At 51.3% G+C, this 20,493-nt stretch carries 11 protein-coding genes and 3 pseudogenes; 2 read left to right on the top strand and 12 right to left on the bottom strand.

What is annotated here, in order from left to right:
- Window positions 1-68 precede the first annotated feature (68 nt).
- Both FJQ58_RS23130 and FJQ58_RS23125 read right to left on the bottom strand, forming a co-directional pair.
- The gene (locus FJQ58_RS23130) at window positions 69-470 is read right to left on the bottom strand and encodes a hypothetical protein (protein ID WP_139997183.1); all 402 of its coding nucleotides are present in this window, start codon (window positions 468-470) and stop codon (window positions 69-71) included.
- 569 nt (window positions 471-1,039) lie between these two features.
- A pseudogene (locus tag FJQ58_RS23125) lies at window positions 1,040-1,414 on the bottom strand (sigma factor-like helix-turn-helix DNA-binding protein); the annotation flags it as partial.
- Window positions 1,415-1,649: 235 nt separating this feature from the next.
- Here FJQ58_RS23125 and FJQ58_RS23120 point away from each other — a divergent pair.
- Entirely contained in the window at window positions 1,650-1,847 is a 198-nt protein-coding gene (locus FJQ58_RS23120) for a VOC family protein (protein WP_139997181.1), read from the top strand.
- A gap of 255 nt (window positions 1,848-2,102) precedes the next feature.
- Entirely contained in the window at window positions 2,103-5,690 is a 3,588-nt protein-coding gene (locus FJQ58_RS23115) for an S-layer homology domain-containing protein (RefSeq protein WP_139997180.1), read from the top strand.
- A 638-nt stretch (window positions 5,691-6,328) separates the two neighbouring features.
- Here the strand turns inward: FJQ58_RS23115 and FJQ58_RS33250 are convergent.
- The 10 genes and pseudogenes from FJQ58_RS33250 to FJQ58_RS23065 form a co-directional block, all read right to left on the bottom strand.
- Entirely contained in the window at window positions 6,329-6,451 is a 123-nt protein-coding gene (locus FJQ58_RS33250; protein ID WP_274382339.1) for a hypothetical protein, read from the bottom strand.
- Between the two features lie 675 nt (window positions 6,452-7,126).
- Window positions 7,127-7,594, bottom strand: a pseudogene (locus tag FJQ58_RS32625) (sigma-70 family RNA polymerase sigma factor); the annotation flags it as partial.
- Window positions 7,595-8,009: 415 nt separating this feature from the next.
- Window positions 8,010-8,789: a 4'-phosphopantetheinyl transferase family protein gene (locus FJQ58_RS23100; protein WP_139997179.1), complete on the bottom strand. Its 780-nt coding sequence runs from the start codon at window positions 8,787-8,789 to the stop codon at window positions 8,010-8,012.
- Entirely contained in the window at window positions 8,786-8,992 is a 207-nt protein-coding gene (locus FJQ58_RS23095; RefSeq protein WP_139997178.1) for an MbtH family protein, read from the bottom strand. Before FJQ58_RS23095 ends, FJQ58_RS23100 begins: the two co-directional genes overlap by 4 nt.
- A 23-nt stretch (window positions 8,993-9,015) precedes the next feature.
- Window positions 9,016-14,388, bottom strand: coding sequence for a non-ribosomal peptide synthetase/MFS transporter (locus FJQ58_RS23090; protein WP_238404422.1), 5,373 nt, complete (start codon window positions 14,386-14,388; stop codon window positions 9,016-9,018).
- A gap of 184 nt (window positions 14,389-14,572) precedes the next feature.
- The gene (locus FJQ58_RS23085) at window positions 14,573-15,985 is read right to left on the bottom strand and encodes a glycosyltransferase (protein WP_139997176.1); all 1,413 of its coding nucleotides are present in this window, start codon (window positions 15,983-15,985) and stop codon (window positions 14,573-14,575) included.
- A gap of 31 nt (window positions 15,986-16,016) precedes the next feature.
- Window positions 16,017-17,885, bottom strand: coding sequence for a non-ribosomal peptide synthetase (locus tag FJQ58_RS23080; protein WP_139997175.1), 1,869 nt, complete (start codon window positions 17,883-17,885; stop codon window positions 16,017-16,019).
- A 294-nt stretch (window positions 17,886-18,179) separates the two neighbouring features.
- A pseudogene (locus FJQ58_RS23075) lies at window positions 18,180-18,407 on the bottom strand (RNA polymerase subunit sigma-70); the annotation flags it as partial.
- 460 nt (window positions 18,408-18,867) lie between these two features.
- A complete protein-coding gene (gene sigK, locus FJQ58_RS23070; protein ID WP_338016191.1) occupies window positions 18,868-19,377 on the bottom strand; it encodes an RNA polymerase sporulation sigma factor SigK in 510 nt (169 codons plus the stop codon).
- A 199-nt stretch (window positions 19,378-19,576) separates the two neighbouring features.
- A complete protein-coding gene (locus FJQ58_RS23065; RefSeq protein ID WP_139997173.1) occupies window positions 19,577-20,374 on the bottom strand; it encodes an Imm43 family immunity protein in 798 nt (265 codons plus the stop codon).
- Window positions 20,375-20,493 lie beyond the last annotated feature (119 nt).

Genomic DNA, 20,493 nt, shown 5'->3' with positions numbered 1-20,493 from the left:
GCTGCTTAAATCAAGCTTCTAATTGCCTGTTTTATCATCCGTTCCAATACTGGCGGTTATGCCCCATCTTACCTCAGTGAGGCATATTTGCTCGATCGCATGAACTCGCGATGGGCTTCCTGAATCGAGTTCGTACGCATCAGCAGCTCCTCGGAACCACTCTGCTTCAGTTGCCCGGCAATCTGCATTAGCTTAAACGTTTTATAATAGTTCGCATCTGCTTTGCTACGACTATGCTGCAAAGCGTCCTCATATGCTTGGCGTTCCATCGAGAGGCTCTTTGCTTGATCGTATAGACTGGGATCATATCGCTGTAAGTAGTCCATTTCGTCGGTGCGCAGCTTCTTGCCCAGCATGAGTATATTTCGAATAGATGCCAAATGCGACTGACCATTCGTCGCGCGTGCGTCCTTGAATTGCTGCATCGCTTTGAAATAATCACTGACCGGCTGCACAGATTTTACATTCACGCCATTACCTCCTAATTACAAGTGTCGTCACATGCAACGATGCCTTGGTCCAAATATCTGTTTGCATCTGCTATCTCCCGTGACAGCTAACTCTTCTTTGTCAAAAACCTATAAATATTACTTCTAATTTATCATGGTAGATTGAGTCATATATGAAATGTAAAGAAATCTTTAGGTTCGCGCTTGCAATACGCCACGGCAACCAGCATATAGCCTATCCCTTGAATCCTAACCTTTCTCTCCGAATTGACGTGGTCCGTTTCGTGGACCAGCCCAACCATTACATAAACATATGAAGAACAATCATCACACCGTTGGGGGACCCTTAGCCACCACAAACACAGAAGCCCGAATGCTAGATACACTCGGGCTTCAATATACAGGTAAATGCGGTTAAAAACACTACTTCCTTAAGAGCGACACACAGCATTCCACATGTGTCGAGTATGTAAACTGTAAAAAACCAAACGACATCTCTGCCATTTGGTTTCATTTATTGAAATAACATCTGGTTTCCCTATTACAAACAGTTAATAAAATCGGATGCTCTATATGAGCTTAAACCAGTCTCAACGCTTCGCCTTATAAAACTCATGATAAAGCTTTATCAAAGCCCTCTTCTCAATCCGCGAAACATAACTCCGCGAGATTCCAAGCTCCTTCGCAATTTCCCGCTGCGTCCGCTCATCCCCGCCATGCTCCAGCCCGAAGCGTTCGATAACAACTTCTTTCTCACGGTCATGCAAAGAAACGTCCTTCCGGGTTTTCTTCAGCGACCGCAGATGCATAAGTATTTCATTCTCAATACAGCGAGCCGCGAACGTCGCGAGCTTCGTACCTTTACCGGTCTGGAAGCTCTCGATCGCTTTGATCAATTCAATCGTCCCGATCGAGATCAAGTCCTCGAGATCCTCACCGGTATTGTCGAATTTTTTGACTATGTGTAATAACCCGATGTAATTAATTAACTATGCTCTCATTGCTGCCAGCGATAGGAATAGGTTAGTAGGAGCCGTCTTTTTACTAGAAAATGAGCATAATTGAATTCTTTGTTTGGGAATAGCGTTGCGCAGATTCGTTAGCAATTTTTTTGTCGCAAATTTAGCATGAAGAACGTTTTTCTGATTCGTTAAAATAGTTTAACAACTTCTCCTAGGGAAATGGGATTAATATATTTGTTTGGTTTTGATTATCGCTACCCTTCTTGCAACGGTTCGTCTGCAATTCGAAGCCGAGGATGCTCATTCAGCGTATGTATGGCTCCGCGGTGCCGGTATCACAGTCTCACGTACAGTGGAGGACATCGATGATGGCATTAGCAAATGGGTTATTGTTGATCCCGATGGGAATGAAATTGTAATCAAGCATGCCCGTTAATGCGCTGTCATGACACACTTTGGTCAGGAGGATATTTCGCTGGAAGAAAGCTATCGGAGAGTAGAGGAATGGAGTAAGAGTTGCTTAAATAAGTCAACAAAAGGTAATTGAAGTAAAAACATGCACATTGTGATAAAAGACGCTTCCCTCTAGAATGAAAGCGTAAACATAAACCGTTTGCGTATCAAGGGTATGAATACGATGCGGGTAAGCCGTAGGCGCATCGGATCGAAAATTAAGGGGGATTATCATTAGATGTCAAAACGATTTAGCAAAATGCTCGCGTTCCTCTGTTGCTTGGTAATTATAACGTCGCTAATACCTGCCAGCTTTGCCTCCGCCACTGACAACATTGAGAACGCAGTGGCGAATGAAACGCCAACCGCCATTTTTGGAACTCCCGAACTCGGGTCAGACGATCCACTGTGGGCCCTGACAATGGAGCATCTCATCAACAAAAGCACTGTGCCCGGCGACTCCAAACCCCATGCCACTGGCACAGCTAGGATCCTTTGGGACTCCGACTACCTGTATGCCCGCGTGGTTGTGCAGGACATCAATCTTTATCAGGGAGCCGGCGGTGATCACCAGTACGATAGTCTGGAGTTTTATGTAGGCACCGGAACCGGAGGCGCAAACCAGTGGCGTGTCAGTGCGACGGGCGTGTTTTCAGGGCAGTCCGCTCCGGGCAGAGCTGCTTGGACTCAGATCACAGAAACAGGATATATCGTTGAGATGAGAATACCGAAAAGAACCTTGACCTTGAAGGAAGGCGATTTTACCTTTGATGTTTATATTAATAACTCGACGGAAAAGGGCGGTGACCGCTATGAAGTCGTTTCCAGTTTCGGAGATCCGGACAAGGCTTATAGCAGCGCTGATTCATATACAAACGGCCTGAAGCTCATTTTAGCCAATGAAGTGGACACCAGATTCTCAATCACCGCCACGGCGGGATCGGGCGGCCGAATAACGCCGAACGCAACAGGCGATGTTCTGAGAATAGCTAGCGGCTCAGACAAAGAATTTACGGTTACCCCCGACTATGGCAAAATTGTGGATACCGTAACGGTAGACGGCGAAGCCGCGACTCTATCCGATGGCAATTATACCTTTATAAAGGTTAACGCTGACCATACCATTCACGTGACGTTCAAAAATGATTCGGCCGCGGAGCTGCTTCCCTTTATCGTATGGAATGACAACTTCGCCAGCGGCGAATACACGACGGCTGTCATCATTGACTTGGGCGAAGGGAAAGCGGCGGTAGGCTCCGAGCTTAATCTGGGCTTGTTTACCGTGTCGGCCAGGAACACGACCCTGAACGGCGCCTCGGTGACCTTTGCAGGGACGCGCAAGATCACAAGGGTATACGCCAATGACCAACCGAAAGTGCGCGGCTATCTGGGGACGGTAAGCAATTCACCGGATTATCAATCCGGACTGGAAAGCGGCCGTTACATCGTAGTTGAGTCTGAGTTTTATTCAGCTGGCGGCGGCACTATAACGCTGGATGGCAGCATGAACTCGACAAAGCAGGTTTACAGCATCGTCCAAAACGGAGCGATCGTACTGACAGAAGGGAGTCCGCTTAGCTACGTGGTTTTTGAACAGGAAAAAGTTGTGAATCCGATCCTTGACAAGTTTACAACACCCACGGGCAATTCGGTCAATCGCGCGCTCTACCTTCACAAGGATAACAACGGTGAAGTATTGCAAGGATTGCCGCTGTATGTCTACACCCACGGCATGGGACGCGGCGGTACAAGCGCTACGACAGACCAAAAAGCGGCTATGAAATCCGCCAACGGCGCAGTCGCTCTGATGAAGAAAATGGAAGAAGATCCCGGCAAATACGCCAGCCATATACTGAATATTTCCTATAATGGCACGTCTACTCCCTCCACACCCAATGTTAAGAAGGTTATAGACGACCTGGTTGCCAGCGGCGCAGTAGACCCTAACCGTATTTACGCGGCGGGCTTCTCATGGGGCGGCCAGTATACGAACAGCTTAGTTAACGCCTATCCCGGCTTCTTCGCGGCCGCCGCACCTATGTCTCCGGTAAGCGGCTCACCGAGCGCGAACGCCAACCACGTGCACAACGACCTGGCTTATTGGATGTTTATAAATGAACATAACGTTGGAGGATACCAGACTAACCTCAATACCTTCATAAACACCAATATGCCGAAAATGATCAACGCGAGGGCGTCGCGCTTTGAGAGCAATGAGCCTCTTACGTGGCCCTACAATCAATTTGATCAGCCGAATTGGAGGCCGAATCAGGCCAACACACCTGTCCTGGGTGATCAAGTAGCACACGAAGTTGAAGCGGCGGTTCTTTACAACCAGATAACTATGGGGACTTGGAGCATAGCTCCAACGGCGCAGTCCTCTAACTTGTCGGCTTGGGACAATGATTACACAGACGTCTTTGATTGGATGTTCGTGCAGAGAAAAATGAACGTTCCTGGTACTCCTGGCGACTTCAGGGCGACGGCGGGCGATGGACAGGTCACATTAAGTTGGACTTCTCCTGACGTTCCTGACGACGGTCGCAGCGCGATATTGGACTACAAGGTATGGTATGGCGACGTGACGCCGGTCACACTGGATGCAGCGACTACCGAATATACCTTCAAGGGCCTGACAAACGGCCAAGACTACAACTTTAAAGTCATCGCGGTAAGCGCGAAGGGCGACAGCGCAGAGATGAGTGCGACGGCGACGCCAACGACGACTCCCATTGTGCCCAATCCTTCTGACGGCAATACGGGCAATACGAGCAATACGGGCACCGGGACAGACGCTGGATCGTCGAAGCCGACCTACACAGTGAACACACCGAAGGATAAGCCCGCGGTCACAGACAAAAATGGCAACACCACCCTGCCCGGTGGCGGAGAGATTGCGACCAAGGGAGGGACGAAGATTGAGGTACCCGAAGGCACAACTATAGACTCAAACGGTAAGGTGACCATTCCGGCGGACAAGAGCGCCAAAGTGACACTACCCAGCGGCAACAGCACAGTGACCATTCCGGGCGGCTCGACGATAGCGAGTGACGGTACGGTCACAGTGGGCGGCGGAGACGCGCATGTGAACCTGCCGAACGGCAACCAGGTAGATGTCCACGGCGGCTCGAAGATACAGAGCGGCGGTGCGGTTGTGGTAGGACCGGGCGGCGCGAGTGTCGGCTTAGACAACAGCATGTCGTTGAACCTCCATGAGGGTACGGAGCTTGTGTTCGATGACAATACCCCGCTGGGCTTCCTCGTGATGTCGGGCAATCCTTTCAGGGATGTCAACATGGACAACTGGTTCTACAGCTCCATAAACTTAGCCTATACCTACGGTCTTTTCAACGGCACGACGTCCACGACGTTCTCACCGGGCACCTCAATGACGCGTGCGATGTTTGTGCAGGTACTGGCCAATCTTGAGAACGTAAATCGCTCCAGCTACACGAGTTCCCGCTTTAGCGACGTGACGGGCGGGCAGTGGTACACGGCGGCAGTCGAGTGGGCGGCCGAAAGTGGCATAGTCAACGGCATAAACGCAGACCTGTTTGACCCCAATTCACCGATGACGCGCGAGCAGATGCTGATGATACTGTACAACTACATGAAGTACAAGGGCTATGATATTCCTGAAAACCAGTCTAAGTCCTTCGCGGACGAAAGTGAGATCAGCTTATGGGCGTTGAAGGCCGTTCAGGCGCTGCGGGGAATCGGCATTGTATTAGGCAAGCCGGACAACTACTTTGACCCCAAAGCCACCGGCACCCGCGCCGAAGTAGCTACTATCTTTACAAGGTTCGTGGAATATCTGGCTAAATAAAAGCGTAAACAGAAAAATGCGGGCCCTTCCGGCTGGACAATATCCAACCGGAAGGGTCTCCTTCTATTTTAAAAAGAAAATCTCCGGTCTGATGCTGCTAAACACACAACAATTGAAAAATCATCGAGGGGTACCCTGAAGCTGAACTGATATCACTCATTCGATTACTACAAGCTGATGTAGCGTATGAATGAATTCGACAGCCGCTTGCGCTCGTTTCGTGTGCCCTTAGAACTTACTTTTTCATTGGCGTCAGCCTGTTCAGAATAACCGTTACTGCTTCCACTAACGTTTATTCGCGCACTCCTCCTGTCGATTAAGGTTAGCAACCTGCTCTTTACAAACACTAACATTTCACAATATAAAACATATATCTTCAACTTCGAAAGCCTGATTCGCTCCTATATGGTCGCTGCTTAATCACGCTTCTTATTGCTTGTTTTATCATCCGTTACAATACTGGCGGTTACGCCCCATCTGACCTCAGTGAGGCATACTTGCTCGATCGTATGAACTAGCGATGGGCTTCTTTAATCGTGTTCAAACGCATCAACAGCTCCTCGGAACCACTCATCTTTAGTTGTCTGGCAATCTGCATCCGCTTTGCTCCGACTATGTTGCAATGCGTCCTCATACGCTTAGCGTTCCATCGAGATGCTCATTACTTGATCATAAAGACTGTAATCATGTCGCTGTAAGTAGTCCATATCATCGGTGCGCAGCTTCTTGCCCAGCATGAGTATATTTCGAACAGATGCCAAATGCGACTGACCCTTCGTAGCGCGAGTGTCCTTAAATTACTGCATTGCTTTGAAATAATCACTGACCGGCTGCACGGATTTTACATTCACGCCATTACCCCCTAATTACAAATGTCGTCACATGCAACGATGCCTTGGTCCAAATATCCAGATGCAACTACTATCTCCCATGACAGCTAACTCTTCTTCGTCAAAAGCCTACCAAGTATTACTTCTAATTTAGATTGATAGATTGCGCCATATATAAAAAGTGTTCGCGCTTTCACCACATCAACGGCAACCAGAATATATCTTTTCCCTGAATCGTAACATTTCTCTCCGGATTGGCCTGGTCAGTTTCGTGGACCAGCCCAACCATAAGATAAACCATACGCTGAACAATCATCTCACTGATGGGGCCCCTTAGCCTCCACTTCTTTCGTTCGACTCGGTTGGCCATCACAAACACAGAAACCCGAATGCTAAATACACTTTTCTTAAATAAACAGGTAAATGAGTTTCCAAACTACTACTTCCTTTCGAGCGACACACAGCACTGCACATGTATCGAGTAAGTAAACAGTAAAAAACCAAACGACATCTCTGCCATTTGGTTTCATTTATTGAAATAAGATCTCGTTTCCCTATTACAAACAATCAATAAAATCGGATGTTCTGTATGAGCTTAAATCAGTCTTACCGCTTCGCCTTATAAAACTCATGATAAAGCCTCATCAACGCCCTCTTCTCAATCCGCGAAACATAACTGCGCGAAATCCCCAGCTCCTTCGCAATCTCCCGCTACGTCCGCTCATCCCCGCCATGCTCCAGCCCGAAGCGTCCGATGACAACTTCCTTCTCACGGTCATCCAATATATCAAGATTTTTTTAAATCTTGCTCTTCTCAATCTTCAGCTGCACCTTATCCACGATATCATCAGCCTCCGTGCCAATCGGATCGTGCAGCGATACGTCCTTGCACGTCTTTTTCAAAGAACGCAGATGCATAAGTATTTCGTTCTCAATACAGCGAGCCGCGAACGTCGCGAGCTTCGTGCCTTTCCCGGTCTAAAAGCTCTCGATCGCTTTGATTAATCCAATCGTGCCGATGGAGATTAGATCCTCTAAATCTTCCTCGGTATTGTCGAATTTTTTGACATTATGGACACAAGCCCATGTAAAAAACCGATATCAGCCTGAGCGCTGGATCGGTTTATTCCCTTTATTTATTTCTCGCTATAAGCGTTCGCTCGATACTTAGTCTCCATTCTGGCAATGCAGAAGTGTATGGTTTTATTCGCTTCCAATCAGCTTCCATTACAATTTCTCCATCGGCACCACTATTTTCAACCATTGAGGCTACTCGAGAAACGAAGGAGACACTACAAAGCCAATTGTAAAGGATCTGTTGTCTCCACCACCGTTTCTCCACGTACGCCTGCTCCTGCTGATTTTGTACCTCTTGCTGTATCCGACCGTCCTCCCGCCATCCGCGGAGCATTAGGTTGTTGTCGCGGGCTCGACAGAAGAGATCAAATACAGCATAGTCAGCATTGCGGCCAAATTGGACCGTCAATTGTTAATGCAATCTGTCCGCATTCACCACAAATATACGGCTAGGCCAGCAATCGGTAGCGGAACACACCGTCAGCATATAGTCCGGTTCCAGCTCGAACTGTCGTAAATGCCAGCCGCATAACTCCGGCGTTTGGCCTTTCACGGCGGATCGAAGCATCGGAGGGGCTGAGGCCCCCACGGCTTCCGCGCCCATATTTTCCGCTCCCGCCGCTTCGGCGACCGTGCCAGGAAGGGAGACGCTTCCCTCCTGCACTACGCTGAACGAGTCCAGCGGGATCGACAAACCTTTGCCCACCGCCTTTATACAGCTTTCTTTGGCTGTCCAGATCCGATAAAACAGCCGGTCCCGGCCTTCCGCGGAATGGTTGCTCAATGCCTCGTATTCGCTGGTGGCGAACATGGCGCGCGCAAGCTCCATATCCGCCTTTCCGATTACCTCGATATCGATGCCGATGGACTCCGTATGAAACGCCGCAACCGTCCATGCCCCGGAATGGGATATGTTGAATTGCACCTCGTTTCCACGGAGATAAGGCTTATTATACGCGTTTTTAACAAACTGAAGCCTTGCGGCAACCAGCCCGAATTGAACGCGCAGCACATACCGGACCAACATATCGCCGGCAAGCGATCGCCATTGATCCTGCCAATGATGGAACTGGGAGACGCGGAGCGCTCTGTCCTCCGGCACGAGCGAAGCCCAGCGTGCTATGCGCTCGCAGTCCTGCTGCGTGTTCTGGGGATTCATCCGTACCGCGTAGATTGCCGGGGTCGTTCTCATGTCAGCCGAAGGCTGCGCGGCGTCAGATCGCTCCAGACTTCATTGACGTAAGTCATGCACTCTTCCTTCGTGCCGGTTTTACCTGCATCGCTCCAACCAGCCGGGTTCGCCATGGCGAGCGGCCACAGGGCGTATTGCTCCTCCTCGTTGACGACGACCTTGTAATGAGACTCTTGCTTCATTTCAATTGTTCCATCGACCATACGCTTAACCTCCTCCATTATTTTTACGCTCCGACGCCCATTTGACGATCGGCACGGTTCTGCAATTGATCCTTGTCCCGGATGATAAACGCGTCAGGCACGGCATCCGGCAATATCGTCTCCATGTGGCGAAGCTGGGGATAACTCATTCCCATTACGGCCCAAATGAACAAGATCAGTCCTATCCCCGTAATCAGCAAGCCCATTCCGCCGGCGGGGCCGAACAATCCAGCTTCGGAAATGCCCCTTGGCAACGACGACGCAAGAGGCGCGAATACGGATGCGACGAGCGGACCTGCCAAAAGGAAACTGAGCGGTCTCATGCTAAAGGCCATGACCTGATTCGTGGCCAGAACGCGTCCCTGAAGCTCCAGTCCGACCTTTGTCTGAATGAGCGCCAACCAATGCGTGTTGATGAGCGCAAGCGCCATACCAAAGCCAAACAGCCCGACGGCTGCCGTAGCGAGCGAAGGATAGATGCCTACGACCGCGATCGACAGTCCCGTCAGCATGACGAAGCCAACCATGCCGTCCGCTCTTCGGTCGAATCCGCCCCAAATCGTCATCAGAATCGAACCGATCAGAAGTCCCGCTCCTTCAAAGGCGATGACCAAACCAACCTTGTCCGCTGTCATGAACTGCATGAGAAAGGGCGTGGTCAAAACGTTGTACAAGCTCATGAAGAAGTTGACGACAATGAAAAAAACAACCATCGCGACCAGGCTCTTACGGTTAACGATGTATTTCCAGCCCCCGATGATTTCCTTAATCATCGGCTCCTCCCGTTTTTTGAACATCAGGTTCGGGAAACGGAGCAGGGACAAAATGAGAATGGATCCGCTCAACAGCACAAGATCGATCAAGACGATGCGCTGCAAGCCGACCAAAACCACCAAAGCTCCGCCCATCGCGGGAGCCATAATCCCGTTCAGCGACATGACGAGCTGTCCCAATCCGTTGGCGTGTCCCAAATACCTCTTAGGAATAAGCTGCGCAGTGGCCGCCTGATACGCCGGCATCGTAAAGGCGTTTGCAATAGACCCCAGACCCGCCGCCAAGTAAATGGCCCACAACGAAAGCGCATCCAGATAAATCATCGTGGCGATGAAAATAACGGAACAAAGTGCCAGCATTTGGCCCGCAAGCATAACCTTCCGTCTGTCGTAACGGTCCACTACCGCACCGGCAATGGGGAGCAGCAGCAAGGTCGGCAAGATGGCGTACAGCGATATCGTCGCGTAATCCGCAATCGAGCCCGTCCGACCGTATACCCAAATCCCCAGTGCGAAGCCGGTCAGCGACGTGCCGATCGTTGCGATGATCAGACACAGCGTCACCAGCAGAAACGATTTGACGCTTGGCTGCACGTCCTTCGCCGCTTGATCCCTAACCGGTGCGGCCGCGGCACTCAGCCCCTCGGAGTCCGTAAGCCGCTCCGTTCTCCGAATCGGCGCGTCTTCCTTTTCTTCGTCCCATCGGCGGATTTGTTGCGACATAATTTTGGCAACGTGATCGGCCTGATGCTTATGGAAGTAGTGGCCGGCACGCTCCACCACATGCAAACGCACATCATGGCTGAAATCCCGCCATTCCTCGTACCGCTCCTCGTAAAATTCGGTCATCCGGTCAGCACTGCCCACGATGCACGACACTGGCGCCTTCAGCTTAGGCCTCTCCGGCAGCGCAAACAGTGTCGTGTAATAGTCCTCGGCTTCGCGCGCGTCGTGACGCATGTTGCGAAGCGCGAATTTTTGCTCAGCCGTAGAGATTTCGTCGTCGAACCCGCCGAAGGCGCGCAGCATGTCGCGGGCGAACTTGTCGGACGTCCACTTCTCGCGAGGGAACAGAGTATGCCACCATTCCGTCAGCTTGAATGGTAGACGAGCTCCGGGAAAAGTACCCGCCATAAAAACGCCGTTCACATCGTAACCGCTCTCCTGCAGCATAAACGCGGTACGCAAAACCATCGCTCCGCCCAGGCAGTGTCCGTAGAGATACACTTCTCCCTTCGCCTTGCTGCGGATTTCTTCGGCGATCCGGGAAGCCGTCTCCTCCAGACTCGCCTGGAGCTGTTCAGGTCGGCTGAAATCATGGCCAGGTAGTTCTACCGCATGCAGCGCAAAGTTAGCGGGCAGCGCCTTGGCAAGCGGTTGAAAGGTGATAGCGCTGCCCCCGCCATACGGCACGCAAACCAGCGTCACCGTTTTGCCTCCGATGGTGGAGGCCTTCTTGAATTCAATGAGCAGGTCGTCGCCTCGCTTCGTTCCGGACGCCAGATGCTCGGCCAGCTCCCGCACGGTGGAGTATTGAAACAAGTCCATGACCCCGAACGCGCTGCCCATCTTGCGCACGACCTTGATCGCCTTGAACGAATCGCCGCCCAGATCAAAAAAGTCGTTATCGACGCCTATTCCCTCCAAGCCGAGCACCTCCTGCCAAACCCCGGCGATTTCCCGCTCTTCCTTCGTCTGCGGCGGCGCGTATTGGCTTTCTCCTGCGCGGTTGTCGGCGCTTGGGGCAGGCAACAGCGCACGATCCAACTTTCCGTTGCCGTTCAACGGCAAGCGATCCATTTCAACAAAGGCCGACGGAAGCATGTATTCGGGCAAAATACTCTTGAGCTGCTTGCGTATTATGCTTCCGTCAAGCCGCGTGCCCGTCGTTTCCCCTGGCTCGGGGTCATCCGCCGAACGCTGCGCGGGCACCAAATAGGCAACCAGCCGTTTATCGCCTGGCTCGTCCTCGCGCACAACCACCACGGCGTCGCGCACGCCTTCGGCCTGAAGCAGCGCCTGCTCGATTTCCCCCGTCTCCACCCGGTAACCGCGAATTTTGACCTGCTGGTCCATTCGCCCAATAAATTGGATAATCCCGCTTGGCAAGTGGCGGACAAGATCGCCAGTCCGGTACATAAGGGCGCCGGACCTGCCGGTAAGGTGGTCCGGCACAAACCGTTCCGCCGTCAAGTCCGGCCTGCCGTAATACCCCCTCGTGACGGCGCTTCCGCCGATGTACAATTCGCCGATGGCACCTGGCGGCACCGGCTGAAGATAAGCATTCAACACGTATACCGGCACGTTCGGAATCGGGCGTCCCAGCGGAAGCACCGCATGGTGATCCTGCTCGCCCACCTCATAAGGGACATCGTAAGCCAGAACGGATACGGTCGTTTCCGTGGGACCGTAATGATTCTGAATCCGACACTCCGGCCGCAGGCGGCGAATCGTGGCGACGGTTCCCCAATGCGAGGCTTCGCCCGCCAATATCAAAACCTCGCGAGGCACGACGGCTGCGGGGACCGCTACGCCAAGCAGCGCCTCCATATGGCTCGGGACGATCTTCATGACGTCGATCGGATTCGCTTCGCAATAAGCCGCAAACGCGTCGGGATCGGCAGCCCGCTCGTACGGGATGACGTGCAAAGCGCCTCCCGTGGCAAACGCGCACCAGATCATCGGCGTGCCGAGATCGGCCGCCAGCGTGCTAACGATGGCATAGTGCAAGCCTTTCCCCAAAGCAAGCCTTCCCGTAATCCCTTCGAGGTAATTGGAGTAGTTGCGATGTGTTACCGCCACCCCTTTGGGCTTGCCCGTTGATCCCGAAGTGAACAGCACATACATCAAGTCGTCCGGCCTCGCGATGATTGACGGATTATGGCTCCCTTCGCGGTCAATGGCGTCCCGCTCCCCGTCAAGCGACACAATCCCATAGCCCGTAGGCGCGGCTTCCGTATCCTCTATCCAAAAAGCGGATGCGGCCATGGCTTCTTCGGTCACAATGACCGACACCTCCGCCTCCCGCGCGATCAGCCGCAAGCGTTCGCCCGGCAATTTGGGATCCAGCGGCACATAGGCGCCTCCCGCCTTTAGAATACCGAGCATGCCAACGATGATGTCGGCGTTGCGCTCCATAAAGAGCCCCACCGTCTCGTTGCGTCCCACCTTCCGTTCCCTCAGGTAATGAGCCAGGCGATTAGCCCGTTCATTCAGCTCGCGATAAGTCAGCGTTCCGCCTTCGCCGTAAACCGCGGCGGCTTCCGGCGTCAACTCCGCCTGGCGCTCCGCCAAGAGATGGGGCAGCGCATCGGACACCGGCGACCGCGAGGCGTTCCATTCAGTCAGAACCTTTTCCATTTCCGGCTCGGACAATGCCGCGGCGGCATATAGCGGCAGCTCGGCGTCTTCCAAAACCCGCTCCAGGATCGTCACGTAATGCTCCGCCATTCGAGAGATCGTCGACTCGCGGAACAAGTCGGGTCTGTACGTCAGCGTAACTTCCATGCCGGACCGGATATTTTCGAATATCGTCATCGTCAAATCCAGCACGCCGCCCCGCGTCCGATCCCCCACAAACGGCAATATTTCCAGGCCGGGCAAATTCACCATCGCCTGGCCGTGGCGCTCGAATAGAAACATCGTGTCGAAAAACAGGGAATGTCCGTTGACTCGCTCCGGATTCATCACTTCCACGATACGGTCGAACGGCAAATCCTGATGGTCGTTGGCTTCCATAACCGTATCGCGCACCGAGAGCATGAAGTCGCGGAAGGTTCCCGTCATATCGACGGAGGAACGGAGGGCAAGCGTATTGGCGAAAAAACCGGCCAGCTTTTCGATTTCCCTCTTTCCGCGATTGGCCATGGGCGTGCCCACTACAATTTCGTTTTTTCCGTTGTAGCTTGCAAGCAACACCTTATAGACGGCCAGCAAAAGAACAAACGGCGTGCATCCGAGCCCTTTGCCCCTTTCCCGGATTCGCTCGGAGAACGACGCAGCCAGTCGAAGGCTGAAAAAGCCTGTTTTTCGCTCCACCTGGATCGATGGCCGCGGATAGTCGGTCGGCAAGTCCAAGGTCGCCGGGGGAGGCGTCAGCTTTTCCATCCAATAACGCAGCTGGTTCTCGTGCTCCTTTCCCCTCATCCATTCCCTTTGCCAAACAGCAAAATCCGGATATTGAATGCTCAGCTCCGGAAGATTTGGCGTTTCGCCCGTCGTGATGCCGCGGTAGATCGCCGCAAGCTCCTCGTCGAACACGTCCGCCGACCAGCCGTCGTATATCAAATGATGCGTCATCCAGACGAGGACGTGTTTGCTTGCCCCCATGCGAAAAAGCATAGCCTTGACGAGCGGCCCGTTCAGAAAATCGTACGGCACCGTTGCTTCTTTCTCCATCCGCTCGTAAACCTTGGTTTCGTCATCCATGACAACGACCGGCAGATCGATCGTCAGCTCCGGAGCAATGATCTGTACATATTCGTCGTTTTCGTAGGCGATGACGGCGCGCATGATTTCGTGCCGCTTGACGATTTCATTCAAGGTCATATGCAAGGCCGCGACGTCCAACTCGCCGATCAACGTATAGCCGTTAGCGAAATTGTAGCGGTCGGTGCCAGGCATAAGCTCTTCGAAAAACATGATCCGGTGCTGCGGAAAAGATAACGGAAATCGGTTCGGTCCCGGCTCGCGGGGCAGCTTCGGAATGGCCGACGAATCTGCTTCCGCCTTTGCCTTTTGCTGCTTGGCCTTCAGCGCGAGCAGGATGCGCCGTTCCTTCGACATTTGCTCCAGGCTCTCGATGATTTTACTCATGTAGCGCCCCCTTTGCGGAAAACGGCGCTTTTCCAAGCTGGCGCTGAGCCAGGAGCTGCGCGAGCAAGGAACGCTTGCTTGCCGACATCTCACGGCCGCCGGCCGCCTTAGCCCGGCTTCTGGCGACCGCGTTATCATCGCGGGATGCCGCGGTGAGCCTCGACGAGTCATAGTCTTTTTCCAATGCCGCGGAATCAATGGCGAATTCCGGTCGCCCGACAACGGATTCCATGGCCGCGCAAGCCGCCTCCATCGTATCGTGCTCCTCCAGCACCTTCGCCAACTGTCGGCAGCGCTCTTTTACCAGTGGGGATTGCATGCCTTTTATGGCGTTTGCGATTAACTCCGGCTGCCACTGCAGCGGGGGCAAATAATTGCCGATGCCTAGATGCTTGATCCGCATTCCGTTATCCGGCCTATCCGTATCGGCCGCCAGCGCGAGCTGAGGAACGGCCGAAGCCATCGCGCCCGTAATCGTACCGATGCCGCCGTGGTGGATGACGCCTCCGACAAGCGGATAAACGCCCGCCAGCGGCAATATTTTGTACCAGACGATATGGTCCGGAAGCTCTTCCTGAATGAATTCCTCGTGCCTAGTAACGAGTATCGCTCGCCCTCCGAAAGCTTTGACGCCTTCGATCGCGGCGTGGTAAAAGTTTGGCTTTATCATTTTGCCGGTGCCGCCTGTGATGAGCAGCGGGGGCTCGCCTGCCGCAATAAATGACAGCAAGCCGTCGGGCAATGGTTCGTATTCGGTATCGTCCGCCAGCGGGAATCCGACGGTTTCCACCTTCAGCGCCCATGTCGGCGCCTCCACCGCCTCATCGAAGCTTTGGTGCCAGAAGCCGACGTTTTTGTTAACGGCCCCCATCCATGACGTCCAGTTGGCGACAGGCGACAAGCCCAAGTCGCAGCGAAACTTGTTGATGAGCGATATGGCGAAGTCGAGGCCAAGCTCCTCCCAAATATGGAGCTGCGTCACGTAGTTTGGAGCCAATACACCGGTAACGATAGGCACCCCCATCATCTCGGATACGATCATCGCGACAAAGCCGTCCCTTTCTTTGCAGATGAGGACAGAATGCTCCTCCCGACACAGCTCGGTCAACATATCGTATTCCTTCCGAAACTTCTCCATGGAGTAATACTTTCGTTGATACGCTTCGTAGAGATCTGGCTTGTTCAAAGGGTCCTCCATCATGTAGAGGTCCTTCATGATCTCGGTATATTCCTCCGGTTCGTCGATGCCCCTGAACGCGATGCCGGCCTTATCAGCGAGCGGCTTGAACGCTCCATGCGTAACAAGCGTCGCCTTGTGCCCGCGCCTCCGAAGCGCCGAAGCCAGCCTTAGAAATGGCAATACGTCGCCATTGGTCATGTGCGTGCTCAGAACAAAATTTGCCACAAATATTATCCTCCCGTCACTCTGCCGCCCCTCACTTGAGCAGCTCCTCGATTTCCTTTTCGGACAAATGCTCCAGCTCGCCCAGCATCGCGTTCAGTTCGGCATCGTCGGTATCCTCGAGTAAGCCGGTTTCAATGATAGACGCAAGCGCCCGAATCGTCGTTCCCCGGGTCAACATGTCCTTGAGTGACACCTTAACACCGAATACATCGCCGCAGCGTACCAAGATCTGCGTCGCGACGAGCGAATGTCCGCCCAGGTCGATAAAATCGTCGTCTACTCCGATTTGATCGAAGCTGAAAAATTGTGACCAAATAACGGCTAGCTCCTTCTGAATGAACGTTTCCGGCGGCACGAAGGCATGAGCGATCATGAGCCGCGACAGGGTCGGGCTCGGCAATTGCTTCCGGTCGGTTTTCCCGCTTGGCGTCAGGGGAAACGTCTCCATTTCAACGAAATACGATGGAATCATATAATCCGGGAGGGTCTGCTGCAGATGGCCCCTGAGCTCGCTGACCGAGGGCGAGTAAACATGATCCGGTATAAAATAAGCGCATATGCGCTCGTCTCCCGGCTGGTCCTCGCGCACAACCGCCACGGCTTGACGGACGCCGACATGCTGCTCCAGCACTGAGCAGATTTCTCCCAGTTCGATGCGAAAGCCCCTCACTTTAACTTGGTCGTCGTTACGTCCAAGACATTCCAGATTGCCGTCCTGAAGCCATCGCCCGAGGTCCCCGGTATGGTACATGCGCGCCCCTGGCTCCCCTCCGTACGGGTTGGGAACAAATCGTTCAGCCGTTAGATCGGGCCTGCCAGCATAGCCGCGCGCAAGTCCAATTCCGCTAATGAAAAGCTCCCCCGTTTCTCCCTGGGCGACATGTTCGTAGCGGTCGTTCAGCACGTACATGGCGTTTTCGGCAATGGCTGTGCCGATCGGTATAACAGTCCGTTCCGGCTGACGGTCGCTGGTCCAATTGGTAACGAAAACGGCGGCTTCCGTCGGACCGTACAAATTATGAAGCTGCGCCGACATCAGAGAACAGAACCGTTCGTTCAGCGTAGGGGTCAACGGCTCGCCGCATAGGAACACATGGCGGAGGAACGGCAAATCCTCGCATTGATCCGCGCTCAGGAACGTTTGGAGCATAGTAGGAACAAATTGCACAAACGAAATCTGCTCACTCTTGATTATCTCCCATAAATATGCGTTATCCAGATGCCCCTTCGGCTTTGCAATAACGAGACACGCGCCACACATATGCGGCCAATAAAACTCCCACACCGATACATCGAAGCTGTACGGCGATTTTTGCAAAAGCTTGTCATTCTCCCCCATTACGAATGTTTTCTGAAGCCAACGAAGCCGGTTGACGATGGCGGCATGGGTATTCATCGCGCCTTTAGGCCGCCCCGTCGATCCCGAGGTGTAAAACATATAAGCCAAATGGCCGTCCCGCGTGCGAGCTGTCCCGTTATCACTTCCTTTTCCGTTTTCCTGCAGCACCGAGTCTAACTCGTCCGCAATCCATACGTCTCCCTCAAGCTCATCGAAAAGACCGCTAAATTGGCGCTGTGTCAACACGAGCCCCACCTGGCTGTCCTTGACCATGTAAGCGAGCCTGTCCTTGGGGTAATCCGGGTCGAGCGGCACGTAAGCGCCCCCGGCCTTCAATACGGCATATAAGGCGACTACCATTTCGATTGAGCGCTCCATGCCAATCCCAACGAGCTTGTCGGGTCCGATGCCGCTGCGCCGCAACCGCTGAGCCAGCGCGTCCGAGCGGCGGTTTAGCTCCGCATAGGTCACGGATTCCCCCTGAAATCTAACGGCTTCACGGTCCGGCGTCCGTTCGACTTGCTGTTCGAATAACTCATGAATCAAGCCTTTAGCTTCCATTCAAGCCCTCCTCTTTTTATTTATCATCAAGTATTTTCCATATCTGTATATAAATCATGCTACTTGATTGCGATAGGAAGCGCTAATGCTGGAATGACCATGTTGTCGCTCAAATGACATTTACGCAAAAACGGTGATTTCAGCCAGTCGACGCAAAGCAGACTGATGCCCATATGTTCCTGTACGGTAGATTGTAAGCACCAATAGAAAGGACCGCGCATCATCGTGACTTGGTCACTTGTGCCCGAAGGTTGATGCGGTTATTATGACCCATCACATCACGCCCGAAGACTCAAACCTTCCAATAACAACTTCCTTCTCCCTATCATCCAATATGTCTAAATACTTATATATCTTGCTCTTCTCAATCTTGAGCTGCACCTTATCAGCCACGTCGTCGGACTCCGTGCCCAGAATGTCGATTAACGTGATCTCATCTCCCTCTTTGTCCATGCCGATGGTGCCGATTGATATCAAGTCTTCGAGATCTTCCCCAGTGTTATCGAATTTTTTGACATTGTGTACACAACTCGATGTCATTTCAAGCATCATTCATGGTATTAAAAATGAACCAACCTTTGTGATGTCACATCGATTGATTCATTCAATAGTATCTATTTCATATTGTAAGTGCTGTTCTATCGCTTTCACCCAATTAGGAATAGTCTCGGACATATAGTTTATTACGTTATGGTTGACATAAGCTTCCAATACAATCACACCATCTAAGTCACTATTATCATTAACAATTAAGTGATCAAGAAGATATAAATGCGCAAGCAAATTCTTCATAGAGGTTTGGTCTCTTCTAATATAAATCCTATATACGATTCATAACTTCCCTCCGGCCATTCAGTATTTATGATCAGCAATCTTATATTTGAATTACATCACAGAACTTGTCCTAAGATGACACAACCTGCATTAGCATTCAAACACAAAAATAGACTGCTCTAAAAGAACAGTCTAGATCGAAATCTATCTAACGCTTCGCCTTATAAAACTCATGATAAAGCTTCATCAGCGCCCTTTTCTCAATCCGCGACACATAGCTCCGCGAAATCCCCAATTCCTTCGCAATCTCCCTCTGCGTCCGCTCATCTCCGCCATGCTCCAACCCAAACCAACCAATAACAACTTCCTTCTCGCGGTCATCCAATATATCAAGATTTTTATAAATCTTGCTCTTCTCAATCTTCAGCTGCACCTTATCTACGATATCATCAGCCTCTGTACCGAGGATATCGATCAACGTAATCTCGTTGCCTTCCTTATCCGTGCCGATCGGGTCATGCAAAGAAACGTCCTTCCGGGTTTTCTTCAGCGACCGCAGATGCATAAGTATTTCGTTCTCAATACAGCGAGCCGCGAACGTCGCGAGCTTAGCACCTTTTCCAGTCTGGAAGATCTCGATCGCTTTGATCAATCCAATCGTGCCGATCGAGATCAAATCCTCGAGATCCTCACTGGTATTGTCGAATTTTTTGACAATGTGTACACAACCTGATGTAAAAACAAACCTGAACTCATAGCTCCCAGCAGTGGAAAGACTGTCCACCTTAAGGATATTAAATCTGCAGAAGCCTTGTCCTGTCTTGGTTCTTCTCTCTCGCTTCTAATCGTATGCAGTATGACGACTGAAAAAAATGGGACAACGTAATGGTTTCTTACTATGTACCCAAGTTATGGATTTAAAAATCCGTCTCATGCCACAGTAACCCTAGTAGAATTGGAGGTGCGATATCAGAATTTATCCAACTGTATTTACAATCAGAATTTAACCGTGCAATCTGAAGCTTTCCATTGTTATCCTTTTGCATTTTCCAACCACCGCTTGCGACTATTTTATTTTCATCTATTTTCTTCACAGCAGCAGACCAATCAAATTCTTCACCTTTCATCCGATCGATTTCACTTAGTAATTGATTATATTTTTCTAACTCTGCTTGTATAATGTCATCTGTACGTTCAGAATCCCATACTTCAATAAAGTCAAAACCTTTCAATTTTGCGGACTCCACCGTATTCTTAAACTTATCTGATACAAAAACTGATGAAACAGGTTTTTCCGCTATTTTAAAGATATTTTGATTTGCTACTGATTTAGGTATAAAGCTTATTTTTTCAAATGATGTTAACTTACCATAAAGCGACCGTCTGGCAATTGACTTTGAATAGTCAATTGCATCAATTACGTTAGTTACGTTAACAAATTTAAACTCCATATCATACTTTTCCACTCTCAAATCCAATAATTGCACATTTCCATTCAATATATCCTTTAATGCTGTCAGACTCCGGTTATTAAAAACCGGTGCTCCTCCTCCAAAGTAGGCATAATCTTGTGATTTGCCTTTCTTACCTGCTTTAAGTGTAATTTCATTCCAATTCTCAAAAGGTATACCTTTGAAATCATTCGTAGTTATGTTGTCTTTTATGGACAATAACGTCATATTGCTATCCAGTGGTAATAATATCCATATTTTCACATTTTCGCTCTCCTATAATCATGGATTTCGAAGATTAATAATTCCTTCTAGCAATAATTTTCTAACTTCATTTATTTCATGTAATATCTCATCTCGATCAGTCAATCCCTCTTGCCTAT

Source organism: Paenibacillus paridis, from assembly GCF_006345825.1.
Taxonomy (GTDB): Bacteria; Bacillota; Bacilli; order Paenibacillales; family Paenibacillaceae; genus Pristimantibacillus; species Pristimantibacillus paridis.
Note: the sequence above shows the minus strand (reverse complement) of the source record. Positions and strands in the feature narration are given on the sequence as shown.